The sequence below is a fragment of the Shouchella shacheensis genome (assembly GCF_001484965.1).
GTDB classification, from domain to species: domain Bacteria; phylum Bacillota; class Bacilli; order Bacillales; family Bacillaceae_D; genus Shouchella; species Shouchella shacheensis.
The window spans coordinates 56,598-68,852 of sequence record NZ_LLYY01000006.1; the positions used below are offsets into that span (position 1 = coordinate 56,598).

The 12,255-nt window shown below is 47.6% G+C and carries 10 protein-coding genes; 2 read left to right on the forward strand and 8 right to left on the reverse strand.

All coding sequences use genetic code 11. From position 1 onward, the window contains the following. Positions 1-3 precede the first annotated feature (3 nt). The 5 genes from AVZ68_RS08460 to AVZ68_RS08480 form a co-directional block, all read right to left on the reverse strand. Positions 4-846 carry a carbohydrate ABC transporter permease gene (locus AVZ68_RS08460; RefSeq protein WP_059104245.1) on the reverse strand — a complete coding sequence of 281 codons (843 nt, stop codon included), beginning with the start codon at positions 844-846 and terminating at the stop codon, positions 4-6. Between the two features lie 31 nt (positions 847-877). Further along, positions 878-1,759 (reverse strand): carbohydrate ABC transporter permease, encoded by an 882-nt coding sequence (locus AVZ68_RS08465; RefSeq protein ID WP_059104107.1) that lies wholly within the window; start codon positions 1,757-1,759, stop codon positions 878-880. Positions 1,760-1,791: 32 nt separating this feature from the next. Beyond that, a complete protein-coding gene (locus tag AVZ68_RS08470; RefSeq protein ID WP_059104108.1) occupies positions 1,792-3,084 on the reverse strand; it encodes an ABC transporter substrate-binding protein in 1,293 nt (430 codons plus the stop codon). A 185-nt stretch (positions 3,085-3,269) separates the two neighbouring features. Next, the gene (locus AVZ68_RS08475; protein WP_059104109.1) at positions 3,270-4,316 is read right to left on the reverse strand and encodes a LacI family DNA-binding transcriptional regulator; all 1,047 of its coding nucleotides are present in this window, start codon (positions 4,314-4,316) and stop codon (positions 3,270-3,272) included. 223 nt (positions 4,317-4,539) lie between these two features. Beyond that, positions 4,540-5,412, reverse strand: coding sequence for an AraC family transcriptional regulator (locus AVZ68_RS08480; protein WP_059104110.1), 873 nt, complete (start codon positions 5,410-5,412; stop codon positions 4,540-4,542). A 162-nt stretch (positions 5,413-5,574) separates the two neighbouring features. Between AVZ68_RS08480 and AVZ68_RS08485 the strand changes: the two genes are divergently transcribed. Next, positions 5,575-6,876 carry an alpha-glucosidase/alpha-galactosidase gene (locus tag AVZ68_RS08485; protein WP_059104111.1) on the forward strand — a complete coding sequence of 434 codons (1,302 nt, stop codon included), beginning with the start codon at positions 5,575-5,577 and terminating at the stop codon, positions 6,874-6,876. A gap of 108 nt (positions 6,877-6,984) precedes the next feature. On the opposite strand, the gene AVZ68_RS08490 is transcribed toward AVZ68_RS08485, so the two are convergent. Next, the gene (locus AVZ68_RS08490; protein WP_059104112.1) at positions 6,985-7,950 is read right to left on the reverse strand and encodes an alpha/beta hydrolase; all 966 of its coding nucleotides are present in this window, start codon (positions 7,948-7,950) and stop codon (positions 6,985-6,987) included. Positions 7,951-8,434: 484 nt separating this feature from the next. Then, positions 8,435-9,724 (reverse strand): C40 family peptidase, encoded by a 1,290-nt coding sequence (locus AVZ68_RS08495; protein ID WP_059104113.1) that lies wholly within the window; start codon positions 9,722-9,724, stop codon positions 8,435-8,437. A 299-nt stretch (positions 9,725-10,023) separates the two neighbouring features. Here AVZ68_RS08495 and AVZ68_RS08500 point away from each other — a divergent pair, with 299 nt between their 5' ends. Further along, positions 10,024-10,965: an alpha/beta hydrolase gene (locus tag AVZ68_RS08500; RefSeq protein WP_059104114.1), complete on the forward strand. Its 942-nt coding sequence runs from the start codon at positions 10,024-10,026 to the stop codon at positions 10,963-10,965. A 169-nt stretch (positions 10,966-11,134) separates the two neighbouring features. On the opposite strand, the gene AVZ68_RS08505 is transcribed toward AVZ68_RS08500, so the two are convergent. Further along, complete coding sequence (locus AVZ68_RS08505; protein ID WP_059104246.1) at positions 11,135-12,076, reverse strand: agmatinase family protein; 942 nt, start codon at positions 12,074-12,076, stop codon at positions 11,135-11,137. Between the last annotated feature and the right edge of the window lie 179 nt (positions 12,077-12,255).

The window sequence follows — 12,255 nt, forward strand, 5'->3', positions numbered from 1 at the left end:
CGCTTACCCCTTCACGCCAGTAAGAGCGATCCCTTCAATAATATGACGCTGTGCAATCACATACACCACTAGGATCGGAACCACGGATATCGTCGCACCTGCCATCATTAAAGGCCAGTCTGTCACATACAGACCCTTGAACGTCTCAAGCATCAGCGGCACGGTAAAGAGCTCCGTTGAGCTTAAGAACACGAGCGGCTGGATGAAGTTGTTCCAGCTTTGGATAAAAGAGAAAATCCCAAATGCAGCCAGTGCTGGCATGACCAGTGGTAAAATAATCCGCGCATAGATTTGGATCGGGTTGGCACCGTCGATAATCGCCGCTTCCTCCATTTCCTTTGGAATGCCCATGATGAACTGCCGAAGCAAGAAGACGCCAAACGCATTAAAGAGTGCATTGGGTACGATGATGGAAAGATGGCTATCGAGCCAGCCAATCCAGTCAATGATCAAATAAAGTGGGATCAGTGTCACCTGCATCGGCACCATCATCGTCGCCAAGAAAAGAATGAACAAGACTTTCGATCCTGGAAAAGAGATTTTAGCAAAAGCGTAGGCCGCCATTGAACAGGTTAATAGCTGACTTCCGACAACGATCGCAGAGATATAGAAGCTGTTAAAGTAGGCACGGCCAAAGGGCATTGCCTGCAAGGATTCCGTGAAGTTGCTCCAAACAAACGGATCAGGAATCCAGACCGGCGGAATCGCAAAAATCTGCTCGAACGACTTTAAACTACTCAACCCCATCCAGATAAAAGGGCCTGCCATAACAAGAGCTCCAAGTACAAGAACGATATGCAAAAGGATCGTGCTCGGCTTCACTTTACGCTTCTGCTTTGGTTTCATGTTGGGCTTCTTACCTAGTGGACGTTCGATGTTATTTTCCGCCGTCTTCATAATGCACCCACTTTCTTGATACGGAGAATTGAATCAACGTGAAGACTAAGATAATCGCAAACAGCACCATCGCTGAGGCGGCGCTTGCTCCGAACGTGAAGCGGTCAAACGCGCGGTCGTAGATATGATAAACCAGTGTGTAACTCGCTTTCCCGGGCCCTCCCTGAGTCATCACATACGCTTGGTCAAATACTTGAAACGAGGTGATAACGGCCATAATCGCGACAAAGAACGTTGTCGGTGAAAGCAGTGGCATGGTGATGTGACGGAATTTTTGAAAGGCGTTGGCTCCGTCGATCTCCGCCGCTTCATAATAACTGCGCGAGATGCCTTGAAGACCTGCAAGAAAAATGACCATATTGGTGCCAAGCCCCCACCAGATACTCAGACCGGCAATGGAAGGCAGCACTAGATCGGTGTTAACCAGCCAAGCCGGACCATCAATCCCGATATAGCCTAGAAGCTGGTTGATCAATCCAAAGTCTGAATTCAAGAGCCACATCCAAATTACACCAATCGATACAGCACTCGTCACCACCGGCATAAAGTAAAACACGCGATAGACTTCTTTCCCCTTCACCTTGTTCAAGGCAAGAGCCACAAGCAAGGCTGCAATGATCCCTCCTGGAATGACGAGAATTGAATAATAAACCGTGTTCCAGAGCGCCGTTATGAAATGCGGGTGGTTGAACTGCTGAATATAGTTGGTAAAGCCGATAAATTCAACGGTCCCAAATCCGTCCCACTCCATGAAGCTGAGAACAAACAAGCTCACAAGCGGAATAAGAGAAAACGCAAGCAATCCAATCAACTGAGGGCCAATAAAAAAGTAGCCCCACCATTTTCGTTTATGGTTATTCAAGGTTCTTCACACCTCTCTTCTTGATCTTTTCACTATTCGGTCTCAAGCATCAGCCTAGAAAGATCAGCCGCCTGCTCCACCGCCTCTTCTGGCTCCATGTCCCCAATTAGCATAATCTCGTAAATGTCAGCCAAGTCGACATCAAGACCCGCTGCCTGGTACTCAAGCGAGATGACGTTCCCGATATCTCGGGCCTCGATCAAGTACTCACTATGTTCTGGTACCTGTGCTTCCGTAACAATATCTTCAATGCCTTCAACCGAAGGAACGGCATTCCCGTCATCCTCGAGACGAATGGATTGCCCTTCTTGTGAAGCATAGTAGCTAATAAACTGCATCGCTTCCTCTAAGTGATCGCTTTCTTGATTGGCGGCGATATAAGCGGTGGCGATGTTTGCAGGCTCCATCTGATTGCCTGTATTTGTCGGCCACGGAATATAGTCAAACTCCAAATTAGACTCGCTGAAAAGGGGCGTGAGCCAGCGTCCGGCTGCGACAAAACCAACCTGATTAGAGACAAACATCGCATCCCCGCCTTGGCCTTGTGGCAACGTGCCCGCAAAAATGAAATGGTTTTCCTGCACCATTCGATGCACATATTCAAGGGCCTCCAGCGTACGCTCATCCTGGTCAGCGACGATCTCATCGTTCTCATTGGAAAATTCTCCTCCGTTTGTCCAGACCCAGCTGAGCATATCAGCATGACCTCCTTCTTGCACAAAGCCATAATATCCAGCATCCCTCAACTGACCAGTCACCTGTTCAAACGTTTCCCAATTCCAGTTGCCTTCTTCATAATGCTCTTGAGGCGACTTCACGCCTGCGTTTTCAAGCAACGTCTTGTTGTAGTACATCAACATGGGGTTGGAATCCACCGATAGTCCGTAGATCTGATCGTCCTGCTTGGCCGCTCCCCAAATATCCTCTGGAAACTCATCCGCCGTTACATGAGACGCATCCGTTTCTAAAAAGTCCGATAACTCCACAATGGTCTCATTCCCGATTAACGTGGAAATGTTTTCAGCTCCTACATAGAATACATCAGGCGCTTGCCCTCCTTGGAGCCGAGTCATAATCGTTCGAAAATAACTATCGGCTGGAATCCCCGTCATGGAGACTTCGACATCGTCATGCATCTCATTAAATTCATCCACAGCCCTCTGGTACACTTCTTGTTCCGCCGGGTTCCCCCAGGCCGAAAATGTTAGCTGCTTGACTCCCTGGGAATCGACAGACTCCGTTTCCGTTTCTGTTTCTGTGCTACACGCGGCCAAAGCTGTGCTAAACATCAAAACACTGCCAAGTTGACAAACTCTCCTTATCATACGATCCCTCCTCAACGTATTGTGACGCATTTGCAGTTCGGGAAAGAACAGTGGGTTCAAAAAAATGATAACGATTTCAAAAATGGTTTATCTTCTTCTAAACGGATAAGGCCGCCTTCGATCAGCCTAGCATAAGCATACAAAGCGTTAGGGGCTAAGCCCTACCGCCCAGTTCCACCCTTCGGTCATTGTCCGTCCTCCCTCTCCTGTTTTAGCTTTACGCCACAACTCTCTCTCACAACTAACTCTGTCGGAACGATGATCTTCAGAGGGAGCTCTCGACCTTCCATCCGTTCAATCAAGAGTTTAACGCCAATTTCCCCCATTTCTTTTGTAGGCACACGCACCGTCGTAAGGGGCGTACTAGCGAATGTCGCGATTTCGATGTCATCGAACCCTACAAGCGCCACATCCTCAGGAACACGCAAGCCAGCGTCAGAGATGGCTTTTAATGCCCCCACTGCCATGGGGTCACTGGCAACAAAATAGGCCTCTGCCAAATCCCCTTGCTCAATGGCAGCCCCCATTAATTCATAGCCATGGCTCATCGTAAATTGATCCACGTGAATATCATTCTCGCAAAAGAGACCTTCTCGCTCCATTCGCTGTTGAAAGGCCAGCTGCCGTGGGTCATCATCCTTCAGCTTCTTTTCTCGATGTTCAAACTGTCGCCCGCCAATATAACCAATTCGTTTGTACCCTCCCCAGAGCAAGTGGTCAATGATTTCATTCGTTGCCGCTTCAAAATCAAGCACAACGGAATCATATTTACGTACATTTGGAGAATAATCAATGCAAACAATAGGCGTCTTCGTATCTTTTACTCGTTCAATCAATTCTTCAGGAATCCGCCCGATGACAAGAAATCCATCTAACTGCTCGTTGGTTTTACGTTCATGAAGATTTGCAAACGAAAATAAGGTTGTTACTAGTAGACCTTGCTCATCACAAGCCCGCTCTATCGCTTTGCGAATCGAGAGAAAATAAGGGTCACCCAGCTCCTCTTCTTTGGAAAGTGCGATGTAGACCCCTACTCGTGCGTGTAGGTTTACCTTCGCGTTTCGCTGTCTTTTCCTTTGTTGAACCGTCGTGTAGTTCAGCTCCCTAGCAACCTTTAACACTCTGTCTCTTGTCTCCACACTAACGGAAAGTGTTTTGTCACTATTCAACACACGTGAAACCGTCGATCTAGAAACATTCGAACGAAGAGCAATATCTTGAATTGTCGCCACGGCGGCAGCTCCCTTCCTTGAACACCTATACGTAAATTTATTCGTTATATTTACTAAATATATAGACATCATACCAGTTAAATCAAACGCTTTCAATCATTATTTTTCGATGAATTCTTCAATTATTCTTCAATCAGATCGAATAGTAACTTTTATTTAGTAAATGTTCATTAACGAGTTTCTGCCCGTCGAAGCTAGACAAAAGGTTGGCACACGGCCAACCCTACCATTCAGTAACAATATTCTTCTCCTTTGTTTTCCGAAAGACACTTGCCGAAGTCCCCACAACTTTTTTAAACACCTTATTAAAATAGTTGGGGTCATCGAATCCAACCGCGTGCGCCACTTCCGCAACCTGAACATCTGTCTGTGAAAGGAGCGCCGCCGCTTTTTTCATCCGTACAATCGCCACGTACTGCATCGGCGTAATATCCAGTTCCTCTTTAAACTGCTTAATGAAATAATACTTCGAGAGCCCTGCTCGATCGGCAAGGCGATCCACTGTTAACGGTTCGGCAAACGACGTTTCAATATAATGAACCGCCTTTGCGATCGGATCTTTCAACGTCCGTCCGCCGCGTCCCTTCATCAAGCGAAACAAAGAAGTGAGCCATTCGTAGGCTTTGTTTGAGCCAAGATACGCATCATCAACCTTCCCAGCAACGGTATCAAAATAGAGCTGGAAAAGCAGATGTATTGGTTCAGCGTCCCGGTTCATCGTTAACACCGGGCCATACTGGCGCGTCAGCGACTGATGCATCCGCAAAGCCTCCTCTCCCTCAAGCGTCACATAAATAAATTCCCACGGTTCCCCCGCGTTCTCAGGAAAATAATAGCGATGGTTGCCTGGCAAAGAAACAAAGAACGCTTGCTGTGGGCCGATAGTATACAACTGGCCCTCGAGCTCCAGCTCCCCTGTCCCCGAAAGTGTGTACTGAAAAACAACTTTATCTTTGTCATTGCGTTGCTGGCCATCCCAGCTGTAGCTTGGTTTGTCTTGGACCTCCCATCCGACGTTCCAAATATTAATCATGAACGGATAGGAAGTGTCTTGGAATCGGAAGCCATACGTTGTTTTTTGTTCTAATTCCGCCATAGAATCCCCCCGCTTCTTCCTAAGCTTACTCTATCCGAGCAGGGTCATTCAATCATAAAAACACCGCAATATTTTCCTTAAATACAACAGCAATTTTCTACTACTCCGTATGGAAAGCGATTTATACTAAGAACAACGAAACGACTGACTGGAGGGTAACCATTGAAAAAACTGACCTTTATCGGCGCCGGAAGCACCGTTTTTGCCAAAAATGTACTAGGGGACTGTATGCATGTACCCGCTCTAGCAGGATTTGAATTTGCACTCTACGATATTGATCCCGTTCGCTTACAAGAGTCCGCGCAGCTTCTCTCTCACTTAAAGGAAAACGTGAACGCTGAGATTACGATTAAGGCCTACGATGACCGTCGCGAAGCTCTCCAAGGCGCTCGCTATGTAATCAACGCCATCCAAGTTGGCGGATACAAGCCAAGTACCATGATTGATTTTGAAATTCCGAAAAAATACGGGCTTAGGCAAACGATCGGCGACACCATTGGCATCGGTGGCCTTTTCCGTTCGCTCCGAACGATTCCCGTCATGCTTGATATCGCCAAAGACATCGAGGAAGTCGCACCGGACGCGTGGTTCTTGAACTACACCAACCCCATGGTCACTCTAACCGGGGCGATGTCGCATCACACGAACGTCAACAATGTCGGACTTTGCCACAGCGTTCAAGTATGCACCAAAGATTTATTTCAGCGACTCGATATGGATCCTACGGGAGTCAAAGAAAAAATTGCCGGCATCAACCATATGGCCTGGTTGCTTGAAGTGAAAAAAGACGGCCAGGATCTTTATCCAGAAATTAAGCGCCGCGCGAAAGAAAAGAGCAAAGAAACACATGACGACATGGTCCGCTTTAAACTCATGCAGCGTTTCGGCTACTATGTGACCGAGTCATCGGAGCACAACGCCGAGTATCACCCGTATTTTATCAAGTCGCGTTACCCAGAGCTGATTGATGCATATAACATTCCGCTTGATGAGTACCCGCGCCGCTGTGTTGATCAAATTGAGAAGTGGGAAAGCATGAAGGAAGAGCTTGTGGAGAACCAAAACATTACTCATGAACGCTCCGTTGAGTATGGGTCCCGCATTATCGAAGCGATGGAAACCGACGCGCCGTTTTTATTCGGCGGCAATGTCTTGAACACCGGAGGCTTGATTTCCAATTTACCGGAGAAAGCATGCGTAGAAGTGCCATGTGTGGCCAATCGTTCCGGGATTGCGCCTACGTATGTAGGCGAGCTGCCTGAACAACTCGCCGCCTTGAATCGCACCAACATCAACACGCAGCTCCTCACCGTGGAAGCCGCTATGACGAAAAAACGAGAGCACATCTATCAAGCCGCGCTGCTTGATCCGCATACCGCTGCCGAGCTGTCGATTGATGATACCGTCAAGCTTTGCGATGAGTTAATTGAGGCGCATGGGGAGTATTTGCCGGCGTATTCCTAAAATGGTTGAGTGGGGGAGACCCCACTTTTTTTGTGTAAGCAAAGGAGGGTACATAGAACTACATCGCTGTCCCTACTTTTGTTTCCTTTTTTGTCAATGTCTTCTCGTTCACGCTATGGCCCGCGCCTCAGTTACGTAGCGATTGTGCTTTTGGAACATCCTTTCTAGAAAGTCTAATACTTTTTCTTCGTATCCTTCTTGAAAATGGTAATAGCTTCTCATATGCCCGCCCTTTTCTGAAAGCCACAGTTCACTACTCTTAGATTCATTGTGTATTTGCTTCGATTCTAAATAAGGAATGGCTCCGTCTTGTTTACTATGAATTAAAAACAACCCTTTGTCTTCAGGGTACGATTTTACCGTATAAATAGGGCGAACCTCACCTGTCTTAAATTCAGGGATCACCACCTCTGTGATTTTCGTCATCCCTGTCGCGAGGAATGGGGGGAGACCCGTCCAATAGTGAAAACTATCTTTCGCGTATTGATGTAGATCAGCAAAAGGACTATCGGCAATAACTGCCTTGACTTCTTCCGCTTCAGCCCCTGCTAATATGGCAGAAACAGCGCCCATCGACCACCCCATTAATGCCATTTTCTTCACCTGCTTCTCTTCGCTTACGTAATGAACCGCACTGAGCAAATCCAGCTTTTCATGTCTGCCAATGGTCGTTGGCGCTTGATCCGATGACCCTGAATTACGAAAATCAAACATCAAGATGTGGTATCCCTCCTCATGCATGCGCTTCGCTAACTGCAAACTGCTAAACGGCATATTCGCTCGATTATAGCCGTACCCGTGGGAAAAAATGACTGCTTTCTGCGTTTCGAATACGCTTAGATCGCTGGTAGGAATCCACCAACCGCTTAACATGAGATGATCGATTTCATTATAAAAGCGTACATCTTCAAATGCCAACCCATAGTCTGCTGGACTCCTTCCTAATTGGTCCGTTTGAGGGTTCGTTACTTTGTACCCAATCAAGATGGAGAGTGAAGCGAACAAAAATAAAAACGTAAGTAAAGAGACAACCGTGACAGTAAACAGCCTTTTGAAACCTTTATTTCTTCGCATAAAGCTCGCCCTCCTTCGCTATTTTTGGGCAATCTCGTTCAGAAAGCCAAAAAAAGGATAAAAAATCCCACTATTCAATAAATAGGACGCTTAGAAGTACTTAGGAAGAAAATAAAGAACGGTATTTTTCCCGCTGTCATCGCGACGAGCAGGGGGAATTCTTCTACTGATCGACCTGTTGCCAGAACAGGCGATTGAAGCAAAAGTTGATAGAACGCTCCCTACTATATGTATACGAATGAAAGGGGCATTTGGTTACGACTCGAGGGATGAACAAAAAGTCCAAATAAAAACAGCATGATCAGGAACTCGAGTTTTAGGGAAATGGTGGCCACAGGGTTCACCGCCTTTGTTACCAGTACACCAAACAAAAATTCGTGGAAACATCACTCATCATTATTTATTTAGGAGCAACGAAAGCCCCCACCTGAAGGAAGGGGCTTTCGTTGCTCTTTATTCTGTAATTACCCTTGGAGGCGGACGATTAATGCACCCGCTTAGCACCAAGGTATCTTGGTGCCCAGTAGCTGTTGTTCATGTCCTGAACGACGATGCCATTGGATGAACCGGCATGAATAAATTTGTTGTTTCCAAGGTAAATCCCATTATGCGACGGTCCTGGTTTGTACGTTTCGAAAAAGACAATATCGCCAACTTGAGGGGAAGAAACACTCGTTCCTGCACTCCATTGGGCAGCCGCCGTACGTGGAACCGACACCCCGTTTTGACTCATCACGTATTGAATGAAGCCACTGCAATCAAAGCCAGATGGCGATGTCCCGCCCCATGCATACGGTGTACCCACATGTTTCTGCGCTTCGGCGACAATGCCACTGACAGAACCGCCGGGGGTTGCCGTGCTTGTGTTCTGCGTTGAATGGCCATTGTTGGTTGTCGTTTCATTCTTATTCACAGCTGCAGGATTGTCGTTTAACTTCGCTTGTGTAGCAGGGCCCGCAACTCCGTCTACTGCCAAACCATTGGCTCGTTGAAAAGCACGAACAGACTCTTGCGTCACTGTCCCAAAGTAGCCTGTTGGGCTTTGGTTAAAATAGCCCAGTGAGCGTAGCTCTGTTTGAAGATTCGTCACGTTATTTCCGCGACTGCCCACACGCATCACAGCCGAAGCGCTGCTTGAATGGCTGGCACTTGCTTGGGAATTGGACGTGGAAGAGGATGAATTAGAACCAGAGCTTGCAGCACTTCCACCACTGTTAAGAGAGCCTTGTGTAGCTGGACCTGCGATTCCGTCGACAGCTAGATTGTTGGCGCGCTGATACTCCCGAACCGCATCACGTGTCACCGTTCCGTAGTAGCCGGTTGGACTTTGGTTAAAATAGCCCAGCGAACGTAGCTCTGACTGAAGGTTGGTGACGTTATTGCCACGGCTGCCAATACGCATGACGCTAGATGTCGAACCTGCCGAAGCGTTCGATCCACTCGCTTGATTGGTAGAACTGCTAGCGCTTTTTCCTACTAGAGATCCTAGCGTCTGTGGGCCAGCAATGCCATCTACTTGTAGATTATTGGCTCGCTGATAGGAACGAACCGCGTCACGCGTGATATGTCCGAAATAGCCGGTTGCTTCGCTGTATGTAAAATGGCCTTTTTCTTTAAGCTGCTTTTGTAGCTCGGTCACATCAGAGTGAGACATCCCTTGACGGAGGGTTTGATCTCCAAGTGCAGCATCCGCGTCTTGTGGGGCAACAACAGCAATCCCAGCAGCAATAGTGGACGAGAAAAGAACTTTTTGTAAGGTCGTTGAGCGTGTCAAAAAAATGCCTCCTTCTCTTTCTTTGTCTAAGAAATTCGTATGTACGGTCTTCCGTTTTCATAGAGTGAATATGACTAGATTTTACACGAAAACGATGTCTGATTCTATCGATGTAATCAAAATGTAATAAACTATTTTGTTGGGAAACAACGGATGAAGACGATCAGTGTCAATTTTTCCAATCTAGAAAGCACTGTTGAGACTCTTTACTATCTTTCATAGATAATAGAGAACGTTTGTATTTCAAAGACTCCTTCTATTAAACTAAACATAACTACATCATGAAAGCAGGGATATCAATGAAGCGGCGTTATTCACTCGGGATACTCTCGGCCACTCTTGCGGCTACCACTCTCGCTGTTGGGACGGGCCTGATCTACCACAAAGCGATGGTTCGAAAAGACGAATCCAGCGAAAGCGAAACGCGCAGACGCAATGAGCTAGCCCACCGGTTTCCAAGCAGTGCCACCGACTGGTTCGCAAAACACACGAAAATGTCATGGCATGTCCGCTCCAAGGACGGCCTCCCTCTCCACGCAACGTTCCTTTACAACGAAGCTTCACGAACGGGCAAAACCGCGATGCTTTGTCATGATCACGCAGGCATCGGACCGCACCTCTTTACGTTTGCACGTCTTTTCTATGATCTCGGTTATCATGTCCTGCTCCCGGATGCTCGCGGGTATGGAAAAAGCGGAGGGGACTACAGTGGCTTCGGTTGGCCGGATCGATTGGATGTGCTTTCCTGGTTGGATGAAATCAAAGCAAGGGTGGATGATCAAAGCGAAGTGGTCCTTTTTGGAATTTCCATGGGGGCTGCGGCAGTGATGAGTGCCGCTGGCGAAAAAGCCTTGCCACAAAACGTGAAAGCAATTATCGAAGACTGTGGGTTTACGAGTCTTCATGAGCTGTTTACAAACTTGCTGCCGACAAGTTACAACGTGCCAGCGTTTCCTTTTGTTTCTTTAACAAGCACCGTCGTTAAGACGAAACATGGCTATTCCTTTAAACAAGCCAGCCCCCTCAACCAGCTGGCCAACAACACGATACCGGTCTTATTTATTCACGGGAAAAAAGATCCGATTGTTCCTTATACGATGGTCGAATCGCTTAAGGCCGCCACCAAAGGGCCTCAGGAAGAATTCGCTGTCGCCACTGCCACTCACCGTATGAGCTATGCCAAAGACCCGGATGGCTACGAGCGAGCCGTTCGCCTCTTTCTCGAAAAATATGTCGGGTGATTTGCAAGGCGGAGGAGGCCTTGCGGCTGGAGCACGAGAAGCGCAGGCGGGTTGGTACGGAGCGAGAATTTAGGCCCTGCACAAGATAATCCCGAACTTGGACAACGCTTGTTAGGGCGAAACAGCTCGAGCTAAAAAGAGCCTCCGAAACCGCTGGAGGCCTTCTTTTTCATGCACGATGCTTGGCGAGACCCGCCAGTGCATAAAGAACAAGCGTCGAGGCAAAGTGGGAGGAAACATCGCTCGGATCTTGCTGCGGATAGACTTCCACAAAATCCATGCCCACTACGCCTCGGGACGTACATTCATGGACCATTGTCAACAGTTCATACGGCGTGAGGCCATTTGTATCTACGGGGCCTCCCGGGTTAAAGGCGACATCCAGCACGTCGCTGCAGATGGACAAGTAGAGAACATCGACATGCTTGCTCGCTTCTTCGTGAAGGCTGGCAGCAAGCTTGCGAATATCTCCTGCTTCACGGATGTCGGTGATCGTTATCGTTTCGGCTCCGGCCTCTTGTGCATAGCGTCCCGTTTCAGGTTTGTTGCGTGGCCCGTGAATGCCTATATGATACAAACTCTGATTTTCAACAGCATCAAGCTCGTAAAGACGTGCGAATGGCGTAGAACGCGCATACTTTTGCCCCTCATGATGCGGCATGTTGTCATAATGCGCATCAAAGTGGAGGATGCCAATTTTCTTTTCTGGATGCTGCTTGGCAAGGCCCGCGATAATCGGATAAGTAATCCCATGATCCCCACCCAAGGCAATCGGAAATTTTTCTTTCGACCAGACCTGTTGAGAGAACTGCTGAATTCGGTTCATGGTTTCACCAACATCCGCTGGCACAACATCAACATCGCCTAGGTCGGCAAGCTGAAAATGTTCAAATACGTCGATGTGCTCGAGTTCCGGCAAATACCCGGAGTAACGAGCAGAAGACAGACGCATCACCTTTGGTCCTAGCTCACAGCCCGTGTAATCGCCCCATGTCACCGCCCCTTCCCATGGCACTCCGTAAATGAGAACATCTGCATGATCGAAATCGTTTCTCACTCCATTTATTGCCCCTAAGAACGGCGGCGTATTCCCATAAATCGCTTCACTCATCTTCTCATCCCCTTTTATTCCTTCTTCTTTAGTCTTTCCTCTTTTAGCGTAAAATAAAACGCTGAACGTATGAAAGCGTTGGAAAATCATTGAGCCTTTTTCCCTGAATGAATTTGTATATTCGTGTCGATTGACAAACATTCCTAGCCTATTTAACAATGAACATAACCGTATGTTTC